Source organism: Stenotrophomonas sp. LMG 10879, from assembly GCF_002750935.1.
Lineage (GTDB): Bacteria > Pseudomonadota > Gammaproteobacteria > Xanthomonadales > Xanthomonadaceae > Stenotrophomonas > Stenotrophomonas lactitubi_B.
In genome coordinates, this window is the sequence record NZ_PEJT01000001.1 from 336,956 (window position 1) to 359,155 (window position 22,200).

Here is a 22,200-nt window from a genome sequence, read left to right on the forward strand (position 1 = left end):
ACTATCACAGTGTCTCCGCCAAACGCAGTACGTCCATGGGAAACGCGGCGTAATCGTCGAGCGGCGCGCTGTGGCTGTCCCGCCGGTGGATCTGCCTGACCGCGACCACGCCCTTGTCGGGAACAATGACCAGGTGCTGGCCGAGATAGCCGTTGGCTGCGTATGCCGCTACAGGCCCCCGGTCGATGTCGAAGATGTCGCTGAGTTTCAGTCCGCGCCCGCTGATTTCGGCAGCGTAGCGCTGTGGCCAGGCAGGTCCCAGGCGTTCGGCCAGGAAGCTGATCAGCGCTGCCTTGCTGTCGAACAGACGGGCCTCGGTGGCCAGCAGCACCTCCTGCATCCCGGCGTCCACGCTGCGGGCAGACAGGAAGGCTGCTGCCGCTGATTTCAGCCGGTAGTGCTCCCAAGCGGGGATGCGCCACCACAGCAGGCCGACATCGGGGGAGCGTGCGCTCTCGGCGGTCATCAACGCCACCGAGCGTTCGCTCAGCAACCGCTTGCCGTCCGGGGCGACGCCACCGGCCAGCATCAGTCTTCCGATCGCCGCCAGATCAGGGGCTGACAGCGATAGCCCGGCCATGCCCAAGGGCGTGCCGGCCTGATCCTTCATCCATGCATGACCGGAGATGCCGAGTGGCTTGAACAGCCGTTCGTCCAGGTAGACATCCAGCGGCTTGCCGGCAAGCCGTTCGACGATGCCCGGCAGGAGATTGGTGGCCTTGTTGTTGTAGGCGAACGTGGTGCCTGGATCGGTGGACACCTCGGCCGCCAGCGCCAGCTTCACCAGATCCGGTGCGCCCTCCAGTTCCACACCGGCGTTGGCTACGTTCTGCAGTCCGGAGGTGTGGTCCATCAGCATCCTGATCGTGATGTCCCGCTTCCTGCCCTGCCGCCATTCCGGGTAGACAATGCTGACCGGCTCGTCGATGGAAGCGAGCTTGCCGTCATCGAGCAGCAGTCCGATGGCCAGGGCGACGACGGACTTGGTCGCCGACATGAGGTGAATCCGTTCTTCACCGGCGGCGGGTGCGATCTGCAGCAGGACAGCGCCTTCTCGCTCAACGAAGACCGCGTCGGAATGCGCATTGCGGGCATTCTGCTCGATCACTGCAAGGGCGTCAGGCGTGTTGGCGCCGGCCACCCAGGGGCGCAACGCGAGGAAGACTATGCAGACGAATAAACAGGCTCTCATGGCGGGCTCCTCCATTGGACAGGTACAGGATGACTACATTTGTAGTCATCGTGCAGTGCATGAAGTCATGCGCCGACCGGGTGCCTTCACCCACGCCCGGGCGGCGCCTTCGAGGCATCCGACGGCCTTTGTGCATAGGCGCGTACGAAAAGCGCGACCGTGGCATGGCTTCCAGACATGGGCGTTGCCCCATTTGGCAGGCCATGCTCTGCAAGGATGAGCCTGAGAAACTTCTCACTGTCACTGGAATGCGGCGAACATGCAGAGGCCGTCGCCGTCGCCATCGCCTGCGCGGCGAGATCGAAGTACGGCTGGAGCACCGCACGCCAGTGCTCCATGTAGACAGCGCGGGCATGATCTGAACGCGAAAGCGCACTGCAGAAGGCCTGGCATGAAGGGTTTGCCGCCAACCGTCCGATGCCATCATTGATCCGCATCAGCGCATCGCCAAGATCCAACGTTCCATGCATGTGCAGCCCAGCAACCGGCAAGGATGCCAGATGGCTGTCCATGACCGCCCCGTAGAGCTGCGCCTTGTCACGATAGTGGGCATAGATCGTGACCTTGCTGACGTCACAGACCTCAGCGATGCGCTTCATCGTCGCGTTCTCAAACCCTTCTTCCGCAAACACAGTGCCGGCTGCATCCAGTATCCAACGTCGGCTCAACGCCCGTGCACCTTCCCAGCGCAGGGCGGTTTTGCTTGGGAGGCCGCTGGAGCGAACCACGCTCACATCCGCCTGAACAATGCACTGGCATTCACGCCGCCAAAGCCAAATCCATTGGTCAACGCGAACTCGATCTCCGCTTTCCGCGGCCCGCCGGCGACGATCGAAAGCCCGTCTGCCAACGGATCCGGGCGGCCGAGGTTGAGCGTCGCCGGCGCAACCTGATCGCGCAAGGCAAGCACCGTAAAGATTGCTTCGATGCCGCCAGCCGCCCCGAGCAGGTGCCCGGTGCTGGACTTGGTGGCAGAGATGAGAAGATCTGGACGGGCGCCGAACAAGGCGCGCATGGCCGCAAGCTCTGCCCGGTCCCCCACCTGGGTCGACGTCGCGTGCGCATTGATGTGGTCGACCTGCTCAGCGGAAATGCCCGCCTGCGCCAGCGCGATCTCCATCGCCCTGCGGGCGCCACTGCCGTCGTCGGGCCCCGCGGTCAAATGGTAGGCATCCGAGGTGGTGCCGTAGCCGACCAGCTCGGCCAGCGGGGTGGCACCACGCGAGCGCGCGTGATCCAGCCGCTCGATCACCAGCAGCCCCGCCCCTTCGGACATGACAAACCCGTCCCGCTGCTCGTCAAACGGGCGGGACGCTGCCTGCGGTGTGTCATTGAATGACGTGCTCAGTGCCTTGGCAGCGGCGAAGCCACCGAGGCTGACCCGGTGCATTGCTGCCTCTGCACCACCGCACAACGCGATGTCCGCCTCACCGGATCGGATGAGGCGCGCCGCGTCGCCGATCGCTTGGACACCCGCTGCGCACGCGGTGACGGGTGCACCCTGCGGGCCCTTGAATCCGTAGCGTATGGACGCCTGCCCCGCTGCCATGTTGGCCAGGAACGTGGGCGCAGTGAATGGCGACAGCCGGCCGGGCCCGCGACTGTCCGTGGTGTGGACCGCCGTGACGATCGATCCGAATCCGCCGATTCCCGTAGCGATCACGGTCGCTGTTCGCAGCAGCCCCTGTTCATCGGCCTCGTTCCAGCCAGCCTGTGCAAGCGCTTCATGGGCGGCGACCAGCGCGAACTCAACAAACCGGTCCATCTTCTTGAGGTCTTTCGGTGCGATGATGCCGGCGGAATCGAAGCCCGCCTCGGGATCCTGAATCCGGTCTGGCACGCGGCCGCCGACTTCGCAGCCGGTTCCCGCGGCAAGCTCGGCACCCAGCGACCCGATCCCGGAGCGCCCGGCCAGGAGGCGCGACCAGACGGTTTCAACTCCACAGCCGAGTGGACTGACCACGCCCATTCCGGTCACCACAATGCGGTCTCTGTCGGCAGTACTCATGTCTCACGTCCCATTTGGAGGAGGTTCTTCGGGCCACCATCAGGCGACGGGGGTCTTGTCCGCTCGCACCTTGAACCAGATGGCATACATCGCCGGCAGGAACACCAGTGTCATGACGGTGCCTGCGATGGTGCCGCCGATCAGCGTGTAGGCAAGCGTTCCCCAGAACACCGAATGGGTCAGCGGAATGAACGCAAGCACCGCTGCCAGAGACGTGAGGATCACTGGGCGGGCGCGGTGAACTGTCGCCTCGATGATGGCGTGGAAGGTATCCATCCCCGCTTCTTCGTTCTCGTGGATCTGGCCGATGAGGATGAGCGTGTTGCGCATCAGGATGCCCGACAATGCGATCAATCCAACCAGCGCGTTGATGCCAAACGGCTGCTGGAACAGCAGCAGGGTCGGCACCACGCCGATCAGCCCCAACGGACTGGTCATGAAGACCATGATCATCGCGGAGATGGAACGTACCTGCAGGATGATGATCAGCAGGGTCACCGCCAGCATGATTGGGAACAGTGGCAGCATCGCGCTCATCGCCTTGCCCGATTCCTCGATGGAGCCGGCCTGGGTAATCGCGTAGCCCTCGGGCAGCGAGGCAATGAGCGGCGCAAGCTGCTTGCTGATCGCGGTGGATACATCCGGTGGCTGCAGTGCATCGTCAATGTCACCGCGCACGGTGATGGTGGGTACCCGATCACGGCGGCGCAGCACCGGCTCTTCCATCCGAACCTCGACCGAGCCGATCTGCGACAGCGGCACTCGCTGGCCAGCAGCACCGACGAGGGTGAAGTCTGCGATGCGCGCAGGATCCAACCGCGTTGCCCCACCAGATCGAGCGACAACCTCGACGGTGCGGATGTCCTCACGAACGGCAGTGACCGGCACGCCGCTCAGGAAGAACTGCAACTGCTGCGAGACGGACGCCGAGGTCATGCCCATGGCCTGCAAGCGGTCCTGATCCAGCGTGAAGTGCAGCGTTGGCGTGCGCACGCCCCAATCGGTGTTGACCGTGCGCATCATCGGGCTGGCGTGCATGGTCTGCTCCACCTTGGCCGCAATGCCACGGATGACATCCGTATCCGGACCGCTGACACGGTAGGCCACCGGATAGGGCGAGTAAGGCCCGAACACCAGCTGCGTCACACGCACACGCGCCTCTGGTGCCAATCCCTCAGCCACCGCCTGGCGCAGCCTTGCTTTCAAGGCATCGCGCTGTTCCTGGCTGTCGGTACGCACCACGATCTTGGCGAATGCCGGATCCGGTAGTTCCGGCGAGATGGCAAGATAGAACCGGGGAGCGCCCTGACCAATATAGGCCGTGACGATCTTCGATTCTTCCTGCTGCGAAAGCCACTTTTCGACCTTCCTGGTAGCCAGGCTGGTCTGTTCGATGGCGGTGCCGTAGGGCATCTGCACTTCGACCAGCACTTCCGGGCGATCGGAAATGGGGAAGAACTGCTTTTTCACCAACCCCATGCCCACCACAGCAAGCACGAACAGACCGATCACCGAACCTGCCGCAAGCCACTTGCGCGCGATCACGCGCGCCAGGATTGAACGGAAACGGTTGTAGCGCGGCGTGTCGTAGAGGCTGCTGTGCCCGCCTTCGACGGTCTTGAGTTCAGGGAGGAGCTTCACCCCGAGGTAAGGCGTAAAGAACACCGCGACCACCCACGACACGATCAGCGCAATGCCCACGATCCAGAACATGTTGCTGGTGTATTCGCCCGCAGTGGACCGGGCAAAGCCATTGGGCATGAAGCCCACCGCAGTGACCAGGGTGCCGGCCAGCATGGGCGCTGCCGTATGGCTCCACGCGTAGGCCGATGCCTTGACCCGGCTATAGCCCTCTTCCATCTTCACCACCATCATTTCGATGGCAATGATGGCGTCGTCCACCAGCAGACCGAGCGCCAGGATCAGCGAGCCGAGCGTGATGCGGTCAAAGTTCTTGCCGGTTGCAGCCATCACCATGAACACGGCAGCGAGGGTCAGCGGCACGGCCGCAGCCACCACGACACCCACCCGCCAGCCCATGCTGACAAAGCAGACCAGCATCACCACCAGCAGCGCGGCAAAGAACTTCATCATGAACTCGTCGACCGACGAGCTGATGTTCACGGCCTGATCGGTGACCTTGTCCAGCGCCATCCCGACAGGAAGCCCGTCATTGATCTTCCTGACTTCCGCGTCGAGTGAGGCGCCAAGATCCAGGCCATTCCAGCCGTCGCGCATGACGATGCCCAGCAGCATGGCTGGCTCGCCACCGTTGCGGATCATGAAGGTCGACGGGTCCTCATAGCCACGCTTGACGGTGGCGATGTCCCGTAATTTGAGGGTCCTGCCCTGTGCAACGATGGGTGTATCGCGGATCTTGTCCAGCTGATCGAGCGCGCCATCGAGGCGAATGAAGATCTGCGGGCCCTTGGCCTCGACCGAGCCTGCCGGGGTCAACGCGTTCTGTCCGTTCAGCGCCCCGAACACGTCCTGCGGTGTTATGCCCAGGTTCGACAGCCGTTCGTGTGACAGCTCCACATAGATGCGCTCGGACTGCTCACCAATGATGTTGACCTTCTTCACGCCAGGTACGTGCAGCAATCGCTGACGCAGCGTCTCGGCATCACGCGCGAGCAGGCGGAACGGTTCACCCTTCGCTTTCAGTGCGAAGAGAGCAAACGTGACATCCGCGTACTCGTCGTTGACCATCGGGCCGATCACGCCCGTGGGCAGATTTGCGGCTTCGTCAGCCATCTTCTTGCGCGCCTGGTAGAACTCCTCCTGTACCTCCGACGGTGGCGTGCCATCCTGCAATGTCAGCGTAGTGAAGGACAGGCCAGGCCGGGTGTAGGTTTCGCTGCGGTCATACCAGCGCAGTTCCTGCAGGCGCTTTTCCAGCTTCTCGGCGACCTGGTCCTGCATTTCTGTTGGCGTAGCGCCAGGCCAGGCCGTCACGATGGTCATGACCTTGACAGTGAACGCAGGGTCCTCAGCGCGGCCGAGCTGGAAGAAGGAAACGATGCCGGCAACGGAGACCAGAAAGATCAGGAAAACCGTGATGGCACGCTCGCGCACCGCAAGTGCCGACAGATTGAACCCACTCACTGGTGGGCTCCATTTGCAGCGGCGTTCCTGGCGGCGTCAGCGATGCGAACCACCTGCCCTTCGCGGAGTAGATGGGCGCCGAGGGCAGCCACGCGATCCGATGCTTTCAGTGCCCCCTCAACCACGACCCGGTCATCACCCAACTGCTTGACGGCGACCGGCGTCCAATGGGCTTTGAGCGGCTCACCACCGATCACCCAGACGCCGGGACCGGTACCAGGATCGAACAGCGCGCCCAACGGCACCTCGACGCCGGCCGACGCACCGGCAGGCGCTGCGCCTGCAAGTTCGACCGCCACCGTGGAACCCAGCGTCAGCGCCGTGCTGCCCTCTTCCAGGGTGTAGCGGGCTTCGAAGGTCCGGGTGGCGGGGTCGGCCGATTCCGAGAGCACGCGCAACCGTGCGGGGATCTTGCCGCTTGCCCCGAACGGGGACGCTGAGGCCACGGAGCCGATCTGGGGTCGCAGCGTCTCGGGCAACTGGACCACGGCCTCCCGACTGCCTGCACGGGCAAGCCGGGCAACGATCTGCCCCGCCGCCACGACCTGACCGGGCTCAGCGGAGATGGTCATGACCACTCCGTCGGCATCGGCGATGAGCGCCGTGTATTGACTGGCATTACGTGCAACCCGGGCTTGCGCGTCGGCCGCCTTGAGCTGTGCCGATGCTGCGTCCGCCGCCGCTTTGATCTGCTCGTAGGCCGACCGGGAAACGACGCCCTTGGCTGCCAGATCGCGGTATCGCGCTTCGTCTGCGGTGGCTTGCGCGCTTTGCGCTCGGGCCGCGATGACGGCCTGCTGCTGGGAGGCCGCTGCCAAATTCAGATCGACAGGATCAATCCGATAGAGCACGTCGCCGCGCTTTACCGTCTGCCCCGTCTCAACCAGGCGCTCGGTGACCTTGCCACCCACTCGAAAGGCCAGATCACTCTGTACGCGTGCAGCGACGGTTCCTGTGAACGTGCGCGCGCCTCCCGCCCCCGGTTGCACTTGGGCAATCCGGACGATGGGCGGAGCGGTCCGGGGATCGACGTCATCCGACTTTCCGCAGGCCACAAGGAACAACGGAGCAACACAGGAGAGGGCTGTGACTACAAAACGGCGACGCATGCGGCCTTCCGGAGTGGGGTATCCGGAGGCATTCTGTTCCTAGTGACTAATATAGTCAATAGTCACTACGGGCGTGACTCAAGGCTCCGGAGGACCAACTCCTGCAAGGCACTTGGCGCTTCTTTGTGCAGGGGCGCCAGGTGCGGCAGCGTCACCGGATTCAGATAAGGAAGCAGGACCTGGTAGACCGCACGACTGGTGTCCTCGAGCGGCGTCGTGCACTCAAATGCGCCGGAAGCGCGTCCATCCTTGATGATGTCTTCAACAAGCTGCCTGATGCGCCCTTCATACGCCTGCGCTGAAGGCCATTGATCCGTCGCGGCCGCAACGGCAATTTCATACAGGCGCCGATCCTGCAGAAACAGGCGAAGACCGGCCTCCACAATGACGGTGAACAACAACCGCAGCCTCTCGGCAGGCGCTTGCACGCCTTGCAGGGCCTGATGAACCTCGCTTTCGATCTGACTGAGGCAATTGGCGCAGATCACCTCGCCAATGGCCTGCTTGGAGGAAAAGAACTTGTAGACGTAGGCCTTCGAGAAACCGATGGCCTTGGCGAGGTCGGACACCGTGGTCTTGTCATAGCCGTAGTGGCTGAAATGCGCGGTGGCAGCCTCGATGATCTGGGTGCGCACGTCGTGCTCGGCGGGGCCGCGCCCGGCGTCGAGTGCTGCAGAGGTTGAAGTAGACATCGGGCAAGGGTAGCGCCGCGCGCTAACGCGGGCAAATGGTGACCGATCGGGTATCGGTCCACTATCGGCCCCAGAGTGACGGTTGACGGACTCGGTCACCTGTCCAATACTCGGGGCGGCTCAGCTGGGCGATGACTCCGCAGCCGGGATGCGCGCTGCGCACCAGGGCCGAACCGTCTCATGCCGTGAGGAGCGCCTTCTGAATCAAGCATCTCCCCATCCGAATCGCCGCATCGACAGCTGCCTGTGGAGGGCAAGCAATGACCACAAAAACGACACTTGCGCTGGCCCTGCTTGGTGCATTGGCAGGCGCGACTGGTAATGCGCAGGCTGCTGCATTCCAGTTGAAGGAGAAAAGTGCAAAGGGCCTGGGCCGCGCTTTTGCGGGGTCGATCAGTGCGCCAGGCGACGCATCGGTGATAGCGGACAATCCGGCTGCCATGCGTCTTCTCGATGGGCGGCTGTTTCAAGCCGATGCAAGTGTTGTGAACTACACCGTGGACTTCAAAGGCGAAGGACGCGATGCCCTGGGACGTCCGCTCTCTGGAGGCGATGGCGGGGACGCGGGTGACACCAGCCCCATCCCTGCCCTCTATTTCAACACCCCATTGGGTGAGAAGGCCCACCTGGGGCTTTCACTGACGGCGCCATTTGGCTTCAAGACTGAGTACGAGAGCGACTGGGTCGGTCGCTACAACGGGATCAAGACGGAAATTAAATCGGTTGACCTGGGGATGTCGCTTTCCTACGACGTAAATCCTTATGTGTCCTTTGGCGCCTCCATTTTTGTCGAGCGCGTGGAAGCCAAGCTCTACGACGCTGTCGATTTTGGCGCCGTGCTCGCTGGCGCACGGGCGCCCGGCTTTTCTCCGGGAAGCGCAGATGGCTATACGCGCATTGACGCCGAGGATGACGCGGTTGGCTTCACCCTCGGCGGACTCTTCACGCCGGTAGAGGGAACCAACATCGGCATCGCATATCGGTCCAGGGTGGAACACAAGCTCAACGACGCAGAGGTACGCTTCGGGGTTCCAGCGACCGCCGCACCATTGTTGGCAGCAGCGCGTCCTGGCTGGTTTGTCGACACCAACGCAAGCACTGCGCTCAATCTTCCCGCCACGCTGACCGGCAGCATCAGCCACCAGGTCAACGACCGCTGGACGGTCATGGCCGATGTGACACGCACGGCATGGTCCAAGTTCGCCGAAATCAGGCTGGACTTCCACTCTGCTCAGCCCACCCGGGCTCTGGACTTCAGCTACCGGGATACAACGTTTGCTTCCATCGGCACGGAGTATCGCTATAGCCAGAAGCTAACGCTCCGCGCGGGCATCGCGACCGATCAGAGCCCTGTGACAGACGATATCCGTGATGTCCGCGTGCCAGACAGCAATCGCAAGTGGTTATCCCTGGGCGCTACGTATCGAGCCTCTGAGTCGGCTGAGTACAGCGTCGGCTACACGCATCTCTTCCTGGACAAGCCGGAAGTGTCGGTGACCTCGGCTACGGGCAGCAGCCTGCAGGGCGAGTACGACGTCGGCTCAGACATCGTGGCTTTTTCAGCTGCCTACTACTTCTAAAGCACCGGGCGGGTCCCCTCCCGCGCCCGTAGGCTGGCGGCGCAAGCCGCCAGCCGCCTTGGCAATCCCGATCACACAAGCGGATGCCAGGCCCTGTCGCCAACAAAGAAGCGGTCCGGAGTGAGCGCGGCAGCCAAACCGCTACTCGACTTCCAAGCGAACCACCAGCGGCCCCTCGGCACGAAGGGCCTGCAGACTTCCCTCGATACGTCCAAGCAGCACCAGACCCTTCGAGTAGCCGAACGGTCTGTGGAAAATCGCCAGGTTCCCCCAAGGTGCGTAGAAGGCGATATCGCCGGCCACTGGCGTGATCCCGTCCGGTTCGCCGGCAATGTTGAGGCGGCGCGGGAGCTGCGCGATCTTCTCCGTAGCAGCATAGTCCTCAAGCTGAAGGGTAATCGGCAACTGGGCGGCGAAGTCGCGTGCGGGAACGCTGACCTCCAACGTGGCCGACAGCGTCTGGTCGTTGATGATCAGCCGGATCTTCATTGCAGGGACCTTCGGGTTGGCTGCGGTTTTCATGAGCGCAACGGCGTGCTGATTCTGCCCGGCAGAACATGCAGGCACCGCCGCGAATGCAAGGCAAAGCGAAAGCAGCTGCGCAATGATCTGCGCCGCGCGTCCCATCAGCCTCGGGCTTCCGCGGCAACCGCCGAGCCGGACGCGGATGCAGCATCGGCAGCCGTGACATGGGCAAGCAAGGCCGCGAGCAACAGCAGGCCTGCGCCGGCCAGGAACGTACTGGCGAAACCAGCGCTGTCCAACAGCAGGCCACCGAGGGTGGAACCCAACGCGATCGAGCACTGCACCACCGCTACCATCAGCCCGCCGCCCGCCTCAGCGTTGCGGGTGAACGTGCGCGCCAGCCAGCTCCACCAGCCCACCGGCGCAGCCGTGGCCAGCAGCCCCCATACCGAAAACAGTGCGGCAGTCGGCCAAAGGTGCGAACCCAGCGGCACCAGCGTTACGGCAATCACCGCCATCAGGATCGGGACAGCCACCAGCGTGCGGTAGAGGCCGCGCCTGATGAATGCCCCGATCGCGAGCGTGCCCACAAAGCCGCTTGCACCCATGGTCAGCAGCACCAGCGGAACCGCGGATTCCCCTGCACCCGTGACCTTCTCCAGGAACGGGCGCACATAGGTGAACACGGCAAACTGCCCCATGAAGAACGCGCCGCACGCCGCCATGCCCAGCATCACCACCCGCCGCCGCAACAGGGCCAGTACCCCGCCGTGGGATGGCCTTCCTTCTGCGGGCATGGAGGGAAGGCACCGCCACTGCCATGCCAGCGCGATGGCTGCCACAGGCAGAAGGCACAGGAACGCGCCGCGCCATCCGATCACGCCGCCAAGGTAACTGCCCAGTGGCGCGGCCACGACCGTCGCCAGCGCGTTGCCGCCATTGAAGATCGCCAGTGCTCGCGGCACCTGCGCTGCAGGCACCAGGCGCATGGCCGTGGCCGCAGACAACGACCAGAACCCACCGATCACCACGCCGATCAGCGCCCGGCCCATCATGTAGATCGGGTAGCTGGAAGCCATCGCCACCACCACGCCCGACACCGCCATCACCGCGGTGAGCGTCAGCAGCAGCGTCTTCCGGTTGATGCTGCCGGCCAACCGGGAGATCGACAGGCTGGTCAGCACTGCGAAGGCGCCGGAGATGGCAATTCCATACCCGGCCAGCCCTTCGGACACACCGAGGTCAGCCGCCAGGGGCGTGAGCAGGCTCACCGGCATGAATTCGGAGGCGATCAGTGCGAACACGCATAGTGTCATCGCCAGCACACCGCCCCAGTTGGCCCGTTCGGCCGTCGCGTCGTTACTGCTCATTTCCCAGCCAGGCCTTGCTGGAAGAACGTCGCCAACCTGGCGAAGGGAATCAGGTCGGTGCGGTCATACAGGTCTACGTGGCCGGCATCTTTCACCCAGTAGATTTCCTTCGGCTGGGCTGCCCTGCGGTACGCATCCTCGCTGAACTCACGGGAATGTGCGTGGTCGCCCGAGATGAACAACATCGGCCGCGGCGAGATGGCCTCGATATCGTTGAATGGATAGAAGTTGACGAACTTGACCAGGCTGCTGAACAGCGGCTGGGTGGTTCGTTCGCGCTGCTCGCCTGCGGCTGCATAGGCACCGCGCGGCGTACGGTAAAAATCGAAGAACTCACGCTGCACGTCCGGCGTATCGGCATCCAGCGTATTCACGGTGCCCGGCACATAGGCGGCCTGCCCACCGTTGAACTCAACCAGGCGCTGCTTCGTCGCCGCTTGGATCATCGCTTTGCGCTGTTGAAGCGACTGCGTGTTGTTCAACCCCTGGCGCACAGCGGCGCCCATGTCATACATGCTGACCGTCGCGATTGCCTTGATGCGTGGATCGATCTTCGCAGCGCTGATCACGAAACTGCCACTGCCGCAGATACCCAAGCCCCCAATTCGTTCCGGGTCCACGAACGACTGCGCGCTCAGGAAGTCCACCGCCGCGCTGATGTCATCCGAATAGATCTCCGGCGACACCAGGTGCCGAGGCGTACCGGCGCTTTCACCCCAGAAGGACAGGTCGATTGCCAGCGTAACGAAGCCCTGCTCAGCCAGCTTCTGCGCGTACAACTGTGAACTCTGCTCCTTCACTGCGCCCATCGGATGACCGACTACCACGGCTGGCGCGCGGGCACCCCGCACCTGGCCCTGAGGCCGGTACAGCATTCCGACCACCTCCATCTGGTACTGGTTGCGGAAGCTGACGCGCTCGCCCTTTACGCTGGCGCTTCTGTAGAAATTGTCGGCGCCGGCGGTTCTTGCGGCGACCGGTGCCTCGGCGGCCACGGCCGCCTGCGGAACGAAATGGCTGGCAATCAGTGCCAGCAGCAGCGTGGTGGGTTTCATGTGCGGACGGCCTCAGTGGGAACTCAGGTCGCCACGATAGGCGGCGCCTGCTACCGCGATAAGCCGGCTGAAAGTTGATGCATTACTGAGTTGAGCTCACAATTGACCCATGAGCAGCGTGAAGACCAACGACCTGCAGGCCTTCCTGGTGGTGGCCCAGGAGCAGAGCTTCACCAAGGCAGCTGTTCGCCTGGGGGTGACACCCTCGGCGCTCAGCCACTCCATGCGGCTGTTGGAGGAGCGCCTGGGCATCCGGCTGCTGGCCCGGACCACGCGCAACGTCTCCCCGACCGAGGCGGGCGAGCGCCTGATGCGCTCCATCGCACCGCACTTCGAGGCCATCGGCGCCAGTGTGGAGGCATTGGGGGATCTGCGCGATCGCCCGGCCGGAACCCTGCGGATCTCCTGCACGGACGATTCGATGGAGACCATCATCCGCCCTCGCCTTGCCGGATTCCTCGCCGAGTATCCGGACATCACACTGGAGCTCTACGTTGATTACGGCTTCACCAACGTGGTGGAACAGCGCTTCGACGCCGGCATCCGGCTGGGCGAGGCGCTCAGCAAGGACATGATCGCGGTCAGGGTCGGGCCGGATTGGCGGCTGGGGGTGGTTGGATCGCCCGACTACTTCCAGAAGCATGCCAAGCCAAGGAAGCCCGCCGATATCACCCAACATCGCTGCGTGCACATCCGGCATCGCCCGAATGGCGCCATCTATGCGTGGGAGTTCGAGGAGAAGGGCAAGGAGTTCACCGTGCGCGGCGACGGACCACTGGTGTTCAACAGCATGATCCACGTGATCAATGCCGCCCTGGACGGCATGGGCCTGGCGTACGTGCCTGAGCCGATGGTGGCCGATCACATTGCCGAGGGCCGGCTGCTTGCCGTGCTCGACAAATGGTGCGTGCCTTTTCCGGGCTATCACCTGTACTACCCGAACCGCCGGCAGCCCTCGCCGGCATTTTCGGCGCTGGTGGGCTGGCTGAAGCGGGACGCTTAAGGTCCGCGGTGGTGCCAGGTCGGACTGAAGCACGGCGGCCTGCATCGCGCGCGCCGGCTGACGGCCCAGAGGCACGCGCGCAGGCGCGACTCAGCGATCGGGCGCATCCGACAGGCGCGCCATGACAGCCGCCCGGCACGCATCCAGGATTTCGTCCGCCAGCGGCGAATCATCCGGACAGGACCTGGACAGCACCACTGCGCCCACGGCCATGGCCATCAGGGCTATCCGGCGCGCACGCGCCTCCGGGCTGGCGTGCTCGCTCGACGGATCATCCTCGCTGGCAGGGCGCCCTACTTGGGCTTCAATGCCGGCGGCAAAGGCTGCCTTGACCGTTGCCGGCTGGCGCGCGGCGTCTGCACTCAACGCGGCCATCGTGCAGCCGTGGCCTGGGTCATCCCGATGCTCCCGGGAAAGGTAGTAGCCAAGAAAGCCCGCCAGATCCATGCCCGCCGCAGCGTCGGCAGATTGCGCCAGGCCGCAGAGGGAGGCTTCGGCCATGAGGTCGGTCTTGGAGCCGAAATGCTTGTAGAAGCCACCGTGGGTAAAGCCTGCAGCCGCCATCAGGTCTGCGACGCCTACACCGTCGTAGCCCCGCTCCCTGAAGAGCGTGGATGCGGTTTCGACAATGTGCGCCCGGTTGGCCTGCGCTTGTGCCTTGGTGACCTTCATGACCCGATGCCCCAGGGGCTGTGCTGCGGAAGGACGGCAGTCTAGCACGTATTGATTACGTTCATCATCAAACCATTGACATCATGGATTACGGTCATCATCATTGCGGCAACGACCACCAGCCCCACATCACATGACGACCACGACACTGTTCCAGCCCTACCCCCTTGGCCCGCTGACGCTGGCCAACCGTATCGTGATGGCACCGCTGACGCGCAACCGCGCCGATGCCGGCCTGGTGCCCAGCCCACTGGCATCCACCTACTACGCCCAGCGGGCCTCGGCCGGCCTGATCATCACCGAGGCCACCCAGATCTCGGCCCAGGCCCAGGGCTACCAGGACACGCCCGGGCTCTACACGCAGGATCAGATCGACGGCTGGCGCCAGGTCACCGACGCCGTGCACGCACGTGGCGGGCACATCTTCGTGCAGCTCTGGCACGTGGGCCGCATCTCGCACGTGGATCTGCAGCCCGGCCACGCCGCGCCCGTCTCCGCCTCGGCGATCCGTGCGCAGACCAAGACGTTCGTGCACAACGGCTTTGTTGATGTGTCCGAGCCGCGCGCATTGGAGATCGACGAACTGCCGGCCATCGTCAACGACTTCCGCCGGGCCGCCGCCAATGCCATCGCCGCCGGCTTCGATGGGGTCGAAATCCACGGTGCGAACGGCTACCTGCTGGAACAGTTCATCAAGGACGGCGCCAACCAGCGCACCGATGCGTACGGCGGCTCGGTCGAGAACCGCGCGCGCCTGCTGCTGGACGTCACCGCCGCCGTGGCGCAGGAGATCGGCGCCGATCGTACCGGTGTGCGCATCTCGCCGGTTTCTCCGGCCAACGCGATTTCCACCGTCAGCGACCCGCAGCCGCAGTACGACTACATCGTTGATCAGCTCAGCGCTCTGGGCATCGTGTACCTGCACGTGGTGGAAGGTGCTACCGGTGGCCCGCGCGACGTAGCGCCGTTCGACTTTGACAGCCTGCGCCGGCGTTTCACCGGCACCTACCTGGCCAACAATGGCTACGACCTCGAACTGGCCAACGCACGGCTTGCCGCTGGCAAAGCAGACCTGGTCGCGTTTGGCCGTGCCTTCATCAGCAATCCCGATCTGGTCGAACGCCTGAAAACCGGCGCGCCGTTGAACGCGTTGAATCCAGCGACGTTGTACGGCGGCGGTGCGGAGGGTTACACCGACTACCCCGCATTGACCGATACGGCGCCGCAGTAACCCGTTCGACAGCGCCACGCTGCACACCCCGTTCGCCCCTTCCAATTCCAAGAGACACACCATGAGCCAGCTTCCCATCGTCCTCATCACCGGCGCCTCCAGCGGCATCGGCACCGTTTACGCCGAACGCTTCGCACGCCGCGGACACGACCTGGTGCTGGTTGCGCGCGACAGGACGCGTCTGGAAACACTGGCCGCGCGCCTGCGCCAGGACACCGGGGTCGCCGTAGACGTCCTGCCGGCCGATCTCACCCAGCGCAGCGATCTGGCCGCCGTGGAAGCCCGCCTGCGTGACGATGCCCGTATCGGCATCCTGATCAACAACGCAGGCATCGCCCAGTCCGGTGGCTTCACCGCGCAATCGGCCGACAGCATCGACCAACTGGTAACACTGAACACCCTCGCCCTGACGCGCCTGGCCGCTGCCATTGCACCGCGATTGGCCACCGCCGGCGAAGGCGCGATCGTCAACATCGGCTCGGTAGTCGGCCTGGCACCGGAGCTTGGCATGACCGTCTACGGCGCGACCAAAGCCTTCGTGCTGTTCCTGTCGCAGGGCCTGAGCCTGGAACTGTCGCCCAAGGGCGTCTACGTGCAGGCCGTCCTGCCGGCGGCCACCCGCACCGAGATCTGGGAGCGTGCCGGCATCGACATCAACACGCTGCCCGAAGTGATGGACGTTGGCGAACTGGTCGATGCCGCCCTGGTCGGCTTTGATCGCCGCGAACCGGTGACCATTCCGCCGCTGCATGTGGCCGAACGCTGGGACACGCTGGAGGCATCGCGCCAGGGCCTGCTCTCGGATCTCCGCCAGGCGCAGGCAGCGGAGCGCTACCGCGCATGAAAGCCTTCCTCATCGACCGGTATGGCAAGAAGGAAACGGGGCGCATCGGAGAGGTACCAACGCCACCGCTGCGCGACGGCGATGTACTCATCCGCGTGCACGCGGCCAGCGTCAACGCGCTGGACACGAAGATCCGGCGTGGCGAGTTCAAGGCGGTCCTGCCGTATCGCCTGCCGCTGATCCTGGGCAACGACCTGGCCGGTACGGTGGAGCGTGTGGGCGCGGGCGTTTCCCAGTTCAAACCGGGCGATGAGGTATATGCACGTCCCGACGATGATCGCATCGGCACGTTCGCCGGGTTCATCGCGGTCAACGCGGGCTCTGTGGCGCCAAAGCCCGGCAACCTCAGCATGGTGGAGGCCGCCTCGCTGCCGCTGGTCGCACTGACCGCGTGGCAGACGCTTGTGGAAACCGCACAGCTGAAGCCAGGACAGAAGGTGTTCATCCAGGCCGGCTCCGGCGGCGTCGGCACCGTGGCCATCCAACTGGCCAAGCATCTGGGAGCCTTCGTGGCGACCACGACCAGCACGGCCAACGTCGCGTGGGTGAAGGCGCTGGGCGCGGATGTCGTCATCGATTACAGGCAGCAGGACGTCGCCTCCGAACTCCGCGACTACGATGTGGTGCTCAACAGCCTGGGTAAAGAGGAGCTGGAGCGCTCTCTGCAGATCCTCAAGCCGGGCGGACATCTCATCTCCATCTCCGGGCCACCGACGCCGGCCTTTGCCGCCGCGCGCGGGCTCGGCTGGCCGCTCAAGCAGGTCCTGCGCCTGCTCAGCCGTGGCATCCGCAGCAAGGCCAGGCAGAAAGGCGTGACCTACACCTTTGTCTTCATGCGCGCCGACGGGCAGCAGTTGCGCGGGATCACCCCGCTGGTCGAGTCCGGTGTGATCCGCCCGGTCATTGACCGGGTGTTTCCGTTCCAGGACACCCAAGGCGCGTTGGCTTATGTGGAGAGCGGGCGGGCAAAGGGCAAGGTTGTTGTCGAGTTGCCGTAGATTCTGACGAAGTCAGGCATCGCGGGTGGGTGGACACTCGATACCCTTGAAAGCGCGTTGCCCCCGCGCGTGTGCGACTCCGGCCGGAAGCGGACATCCGAGTGGTACTGGCTTCGCAACTAATCCGCCCGCATGGCGACGTAGGTGCTGTTCCCGCGCTTCAGCGAAAAGCTGCCTGGCCTCGTGCTGCCTGCCTGCTGGAATTCGACCGTCATGTCCTGTGCGGTCATGAAGAACCGGGTCTTTGACTCCGCAAACAGCTGCATCGGCCGCTTGCTGAACAGTTCGCTCTGGAGATACAGGCGGTCTCCTTCGGCAATGATCTGCGCAGGCTTGCCCACCAGAGTGTAGTCGCCCGCATACGTCGCGTTGGCCGCTGGGTCGGCTGCCAACGCAGCTTTCTCGATGATCTGGAACTCCGGCCAGCCATACTCTGCCGCCACGCTGACAAGAATCTCATCGATCAGAGCAGCGCCGTTATCGCTATTGGTCATGACCACCACGCCCTGCCCGGTGTGGGTGTAGCCATACAGCTGCGAGCGGAACCCATCCGTACCTCCCGAGTGGGAAAAGCTGCTGCCCGCGCCAAGCTCTTCAACGTACAGCCCGAGGCCGTACTCACCCAGACCCCGGCTCAGCATTGTGGAGGTCATCGCACTGGACAGCACCTTTCCGGGCTTTCCGGACTGCGCCTGCTGGATGTCGACGACCACCTTGGCCAGATCCGCTGGAGTGCTCCAGAGCGCGGCTGCTGCCGACTGCGGATAGACGTGCCAACCGCCGGCGAGGGGCGTTCCGTTGCTGTCATGGCCCGTTGCGGCCCGCGCCTGCCATGCTGGCGGCAGTGTCATGGCGAACGTACTGTCGTCCATGTCCAGCGGTCCGAGGACCAACGCCTGCATCAACTCGGGGAATGGCTTCCCGCCGGATTCGGTCATCATCAGCTGGACAACGCTGTAGCCACCCCCGGAGTACTTCCAACCGGTGCCGGGCCTGGCCTCCACACGAACCGCCTCGGAGTTCGCTGGCGCCACACCATCCAGCACCTGCAGCAGCGACGGTACCCGTTGGCCCTTTGCGTAGCCGTAGAAGCCATGGACGTTGATGCCGGCACTGTGGTTGAGCAGACCGCGTAGCGTGACGGGGCTTTGCCGGGTGAACGCGTTCTCCGGAATCTTCCAGCTGCTGAGCTGACCGTTCGCAGGAGCGTCCAGCGACAGCTTGCCCTGCTCAACCAGGCGCAGCGCGCCCAGTGCACTGACAGGCTTGCTGATTGAGCCAGCCTGAAACAGGCTTGCAGGTGTGGCCGCGCGTTGACCGGTCGTATCGAGCACGCCGTAGCTCCGCGTCCATTCGACATGCCCATCGTTGATGAGCGCAATGCTGACCGCTGGAACAGCGTGGAAGGCCATGCGTGTGGCAATCGACGCCTTTTGGCCGGTGGCGCCCTTGACGATTACGCGACTGGAAAGACCCTGCTCCACCCGGGCAATCCGGGACTGGATTGCAGGTGAAACCTCCTGCGCAGGGGCCGATGGAACCACGAACATCAGCACGATCGATGCAACGCTGAGACTGGTGCGGAGCAACAGGCGCTGTCCGATCTCTGCAGGCGCGACGACATCAGGCATCGTGGTCTCCAAGGTGAAGCGTGCCCCCGCCAAGGGAGATCGCTTTGGGTCGAAAGCAGGCATCGAGGATCTGGACCTCCAGCGGGACGATCAGCCGGAAAGGCCTGGTTGGGTGGGCGCGTCGCTGCCAACGTCCTGATCAAGCAGGCAATCAATGAAAGCACGCAGTGCCGGCAGCATGTGACGCCGGCTGGAATAGTAGAGGAAGAGGCCGGGCACCGTCGGCGACCAATCGGCAAGTACGCGTTTGAGCCGTCCATCGCGCAGGGCGTCCGCTATGTCACTGTCGTTGTAGGCGTACAGGATTCCAAGTCCCTGCAGCGCGGCGGGCACGATGATGTCCTGATGGTTCGAGATCACCTTTCCATCACCGAAGAACTCGATCGCCTTGTCCTTCTTCTTGAACGGCCAGCCCGCGACCTTGCCGCTGCCCGGAAAGCGCCAGTTGATACAGGCGTGGCGGCTCAGATCCGCCGGCGTCCTGGGTGTGCCATGCCGGGCAAGATATTCGGGCGAAGCTACGGCAAGCAGCTCGAAATCTGGAGTCAGCCGGACCGCCACCATGTCATTCTGCAGCCGCCCACCTACCCGTATGCCGGCATCGAATCCCTCTCCCGCGATGTCGCTGAGGCCATCATCTATCACGATATCGAGAACGACATCGGGGTTGGCCTGCGCGAAACGTCCCAACCGTGGCGCGAGCACGCGCTTGGCGCCCATGCTCAGGGTGTTGATACGCAGGGTTCCCGCCGCACGCGCACTCGCGCCCATTGCCTGCGCCACGGCTTCGTCCATCTCGCGAAGCATGGGGGCCATGCGCTCATGCAGCCGCCGACCGGGCTCGGTCGGCGAGACGCTGCGTGTGGTGCGGTTCAACAGGCGCACGCGCAGCCGGGCTTCCAACTGGCGGATGATCTGACTGAGGGCCGACCGTGACAGGCCCAGATGATCGGCAGCCCGCGCGAAGCTGCCGCGCTCGACCACGGCCACAAAGGCCTTGAGTTCCGCAAATTCGGAGCCGCGCATTGTGCACTGATTCCTACATGGCCTGATCGGATAATAGGTGATTCTCTAACCGCAGGAAAGCAATCAATCTAGCTCCGCACACCCCAAACGGAGCATTGCAATGAAAGATCTGGACCTGCCCGCGCCGATCGCAGCCTACTTCGCCGCCGACCACCAGAGCGGTCATGCGGTAGCCTCCTGCTTCACCAGGGAGGGTTTAGTCCTTGATGAGGGCAACACCCATTCCGGCGCGGCCGCGATCGAAGCCTGGAAGAACGAGGCATCTGCCAGGTACACCTATACGACCCAACCTCACACTCTGGAAACCCAGGGGCGCTCCCACGTCGTTACCTGCCGGGTGTCGGGCAACTTTCCCGGCAGCCCGCTGGACCTGCGTTACGTCTTCGTGCTGGAGCGCGGCAAGATCGCCTCACTGGAGGTCGCGCCATGAATTTCGATCTCCAACTGGCGGGAAAGCGCATCCTGGTAACGGGCGGCACGCGCGGCGTCGGCGCGGCTGTCGTCGAACTGCTGTCCCAGCTTGATGCCCGGGTCGTCGCGACGGCACGCTCGATTCCGAAGCAGCCTGTCGAGGGCGTCCACTACGTGGCGGCCGATCTCGCGACGGCGCACGGGGTACGCGAAGCGGTCGAGGCGGCGCAGGAAAAGCTCCATGGAATCGACATCCTCATCAACGTGGTCGGTGGCTCTTCGGCGCCTGCTGGTGGCTTTGCCAGGCTGGACGATGCCGAATGGGCCACGGCGCTCGATCTGAACCTGATGTCGGCCGTGCGGATGGATCGTGCATTGCTCCCCGCGATGATCGCGCAGGGGGACGGTGTGATCCTGCATGTGTCGTCGATCCAGCGCATGCTGCCGCTGCATGACGCCACGATCGCCTACGCCGCCGCGAAGGCGGCGTTGTCCACCTACAGCAAGGCCCTGTCCAAGGAAGTGACCCCCAAGGGCGTGCGCGTGATCCGTGTCTCGCCGGGTTGGATCGAGACGGAAGCTGCGGTCGATTTCCTCGGCGGCATCGCCGCCAATGCCGGCACCGACTACGAAGGTGCCAGGCAGATGGTCATGGATGCGCTGGGCGGGATTCCGTTGGGGCGCCCGGCCAAACCGAGCGAAGTGGCCGATCTCATCGCGTTCCTGGTCTCGCCCCGTGGGGCCTCCATTTCGGGATCGGAGCACATCATCGACGGCGGAACGGTGCCGACGGTGTAGGCAGGCTTCCGCTTGGCCGAGCGCTGATCACGTCCGGCCTTGCCCCCACGCCAATCAGTACGCTGGATCAAGTTATCAGGATTCCATGCCACCCATGATCCTGCCGCTCAGCGCAAAGTTGCCCTGCCGACCATCACCACCTGGGATAACACACATGTCCACGCTCATTTCCGCCGTGCTCGCCGCCGCCCTGGCGGCCGGCTTCAGCCCGTCCACACAGGCCGCCGATGCCGCCGCTGGCGATGCCGGCCGGGTGAAGAACGTCGTCCTGGTCCATGGCGCCTTTGCCGATGGCGCGGGCTGGCGTCCGGTCTACAACGAGCTGACCGCGCTCGGCTATCGTGTATCGATCGTGCAGAACCCGCTGACCTCGCTTGCCGATGACGTGAGGGCCACCCAGCGCGTGCTCGACCGACAGGATGGTCCCACTATCCTGGTCGGCCATTCCTGGGGCGGCACCGTGATCACCGAAGCCGGCGTGCACGGCAAGGTGGCAGGCCTGGTCTATGTATCCGCGCTGGCACCGGATGCAGGTGAGACCACCGCACAGCAGTACGAAGGGTTCGCCCCCACCCCCAGGTTCGTCATTGAAACCGGGAGCGACGGCTTCGGATTCATCAGCCAGACCGCGTTCAAGGCCGGCTTCGCACACGACACCACGGACGCTGACGCCGCATTCCTGCGCGACTCGCAGGTGCCCATCAACATGTCGGCGTTCGCCACGAAGCTGACACAGGCCGCCTGGCGGACGAAACCCAGCTGGGCCGTCATTGCCACCGAAGACCAGGCATTCGACCAGGCGATGCTCATCCACATGGCCGAGCGCATCAACGCCCGCATCACCAGGGTTTCGGCAAGCCATGCGGTCTTCATGACGCAGCCCAAGGTGGTCGCCCACACGATCGACCAAGCGGCCAAGGAAGCGATCAGCTCGACAAAGTAGGCTCCGGCAGCAGGACATCGGGCGCCGACTCCTCGGTCGCGCCCGGCGTCTTCGTCCAATGCGTCCG

The 22,200-nt window shown here is 64.1% G+C and carries 20 protein-coding genes; 8 read left to right on the forward strand and 12 right to left on the reverse strand.

What is annotated here, in order from left to right; genetic code table 11:
- Positions 1 to 4: 4 nt before the first annotated feature.
- From CR919_RS01405 to CR919_RS01430, 6 genes are all read right to left on the reverse strand, one after another.
- Positions 5 to 1,207: a serine hydrolase domain-containing protein gene (locus CR919_RS01405; protein WP_243379795.1), complete on the reverse strand. Its 1,203-nt coding sequence runs from the start codon at positions 1,205 to 1,207 to the stop codon at positions 5 to 7.
- Positions 1,208 to 1,278: 71 nt separating this feature from the next.
- Positions 1,279 to 1,860, reverse strand: a complete 582-nt coding sequence (locus CR919_RS01410; RefSeq protein WP_207761005.1) for a TetR/AcrR family transcriptional regulator — start codon at positions 1,858 to 1,860, stop codon at positions 1,279 to 1,281.
- Positions 1,861 to 1,922: 62 nt separating this feature from the next.
- Positions 1,923 to 3,200, reverse strand: a complete 1,278-nt coding sequence (fabF, locus tag CR919_RS01415; RefSeq protein ID WP_099818486.1) for a beta-ketoacyl-ACP synthase II — start codon at positions 3,198 to 3,200, stop codon at positions 1,923 to 1,925.
- Positions 3,201 to 3,239: 39 nt separating this feature from the next.
- Positions 3,240 to 6,305 carry an efflux RND transporter permease subunit gene (locus CR919_RS01420; RefSeq protein ID WP_099818487.1) on the reverse strand — a complete coding sequence of 1,022 codons (3,066 nt, stop codon included), beginning with the start codon at positions 6,303 to 6,305 and terminating at the stop codon, positions 3,240 to 3,242.
- On the reverse strand, positions 6,302 to 7,414 hold the full coding sequence (locus CR919_RS01425) for an efflux RND transporter periplasmic adaptor subunit (RefSeq protein WP_165787225.1): 1,113 nt from the start codon (positions 7,412 to 7,414) through the stop codon (positions 6,302 to 6,304). The genes CR919_RS01420 and CR919_RS01425 overlap by 4 nt, the downstream gene beginning before the upstream one ends.
- Positions 7,415 to 7,479: 65 nt before the next feature.
- Complete coding sequence (locus tag CR919_RS01430; protein ID WP_099818488.1) at positions 7,480 to 8,106, reverse strand: TetR/AcrR family transcriptional regulator; 627 nt, start codon at positions 8,104 to 8,106, stop codon at positions 7,480 to 7,482.
- A 260-nt stretch (positions 8,107 to 8,366) separates the two neighbouring features.
- On the opposite strand from CR919_RS01430, the gene CR919_RS01435 reads away from it, so the two are divergent.
- Positions 8,367 to 9,686, forward strand: coding sequence for an outer membrane protein transport protein (locus CR919_RS01435; RefSeq protein WP_099818489.1), 1,320 nt, complete (start codon positions 8,367 to 8,369; stop codon positions 9,684 to 9,686).
- A 141-nt stretch (positions 9,687 to 9,827) separates the two neighbouring features.
- On the opposite strand, the gene CR919_RS01440 is transcribed toward CR919_RS01435, so the two are convergent.
- The 3 genes from CR919_RS01440 to CR919_RS01450 form a co-directional block, all read right to left on the reverse strand.
- Positions 9,828 to 10,313: a cyclophilin-like fold protein gene (locus CR919_RS01440; protein WP_207761006.1), complete on the reverse strand. Its 486-nt coding sequence runs from the start codon at positions 10,311 to 10,313 to the stop codon at positions 9,828 to 9,830.
- Positions 10,313 to 11,455 (reverse strand): MFS transporter, encoded by a 1,143-nt coding sequence (locus tag CR919_RS01445; protein WP_243379797.1) that lies wholly within the window; start codon positions 11,453 to 11,455, stop codon positions 10,313 to 10,315. Before CR919_RS01445 ends, CR919_RS01440 begins: the two co-directional genes overlap by 1 nt.
- Before the next feature lie 62 nt (positions 11,456 to 11,517).
- The gene (locus CR919_RS01450; protein WP_099818491.1) at positions 11,518 to 12,576 is read right to left on the reverse strand and encodes an alpha/beta hydrolase; all 1,059 of its coding nucleotides are present in this window, start codon (positions 12,574 to 12,576) and stop codon (positions 11,518 to 11,520) included.
- A gap of 109 nt (positions 12,577 to 12,685) precedes the next feature.
- Here CR919_RS01450 and CR919_RS01455 point away from each other — a divergent pair, with 109 nt between their 5' ends.
- Positions 12,686 to 13,579, forward strand: coding sequence for a LysR family transcriptional regulator (locus CR919_RS01455; protein WP_099818492.1), 894 nt, complete (start codon positions 12,686 to 12,688; stop codon positions 13,577 to 13,579).
- A gap of 90 nt (positions 13,580 to 13,669) precedes the next feature.
- Here CR919_RS01455 and CR919_RS01460 read toward each other — a convergent pair whose 3' ends face one another.
- Positions 13,670 to 14,251: a TetR family transcriptional regulator gene (locus CR919_RS01460; protein WP_099818493.1), complete on the reverse strand. Its 582-nt coding sequence runs from the start codon at positions 14,249 to 14,251 to the stop codon at positions 13,670 to 13,672.
- A gap of 133 nt (positions 14,252 to 14,384) precedes the next feature.
- On the opposite strand from CR919_RS01460, the gene CR919_RS01465 reads away from it, so the two are divergent.
- The 3 genes from CR919_RS01465 (at position 14,385) to CR919_RS01475 (ending at position 17,324) form a co-directional block, all read left to right on the forward strand.
- Positions 14,385 to 15,482: an alkene reductase gene (locus tag CR919_RS01465; protein WP_099818494.1), complete on the forward strand. Its 1,098-nt coding sequence runs from the start codon at positions 14,385 to 14,387 to the stop codon at positions 15,480 to 15,482.
- A gap of 61 nt (positions 15,483 to 15,543) precedes the next feature.
- Complete coding sequence (locus tag CR919_RS01470) at positions 15,544 to 16,326, forward strand: SDR family oxidoreductase (RefSeq protein ID WP_099818495.1); 783 nt, start codon at positions 15,544 to 15,546, stop codon at positions 16,324 to 16,326.
- The gene (locus tag CR919_RS01475; protein ID WP_099818496.1) at positions 16,323 to 17,324 is read left to right on the forward strand and encodes an NADP-dependent oxidoreductase; all 1,002 of its coding nucleotides are present in this window, start codon (positions 16,323 to 16,325) and stop codon (positions 17,322 to 17,324) included. The genes CR919_RS01470 and CR919_RS01475 overlap by 4 nt, the downstream gene beginning before the upstream one ends.
- Positions 17,325 to 17,443: 119 nt before the next feature.
- Here the strand turns inward: CR919_RS01475 and CR919_RS01480 are convergent, their stop codons facing one another.
- Entirely contained in the window at positions 17,444 to 18,955 is a 1,512-nt protein-coding gene (locus CR919_RS01480) for a serine hydrolase domain-containing protein (protein WP_243379800.1), read from the reverse strand.
- Positions 18,956 to 19,045: 90 nt separating this feature from the next.
- Positions 19,046 to 19,981: a LysR family transcriptional regulator gene (locus CR919_RS01485; RefSeq protein WP_099818497.1), complete on the reverse strand. Its 936-nt coding sequence runs from the start codon at positions 19,979 to 19,981 to the stop codon at positions 19,046 to 19,048.
- Positions 19,982 to 20,081: 100 nt separating this feature from the next.
- On the opposite strand from CR919_RS01485, the gene CR919_RS01490 reads away from it, so the two are divergent.
- The 3 genes from CR919_RS01490 to CR919_RS01500 all read left to right on the forward strand — a co-directional run bounded on the left by CR919_RS01490 (position 20,082) and on the right by CR919_RS01500 (position 22,133).
- Positions 20,082 to 20,411, forward strand: coding sequence for a nuclear transport factor 2 family protein (locus CR919_RS01490; RefSeq protein ID WP_099818498.1), 330 nt, complete (start codon positions 20,082 to 20,084; stop codon positions 20,409 to 20,411).
- Complete coding sequence (locus tag CR919_RS01495; RefSeq protein WP_099818499.1) at positions 20,408 to 21,190, forward strand: SDR family oxidoreductase; 783 nt, start codon at positions 20,408 to 20,410, stop codon at positions 21,188 to 21,190. The genes CR919_RS01490 and CR919_RS01495 overlap by 4 nt, the downstream gene beginning before the upstream one ends.
- Positions 21,191 to 21,284: 94 nt before the next feature.
- Positions 21,285 to 22,133, forward strand: a complete 849-nt coding sequence (locus CR919_RS01500; protein ID WP_243379805.1) for an alpha/beta hydrolase — start codon at positions 21,285 to 21,287, stop codon at positions 22,131 to 22,133.
- Positions 22,134 to 22,200: the final 67 nt, after the last annotated feature.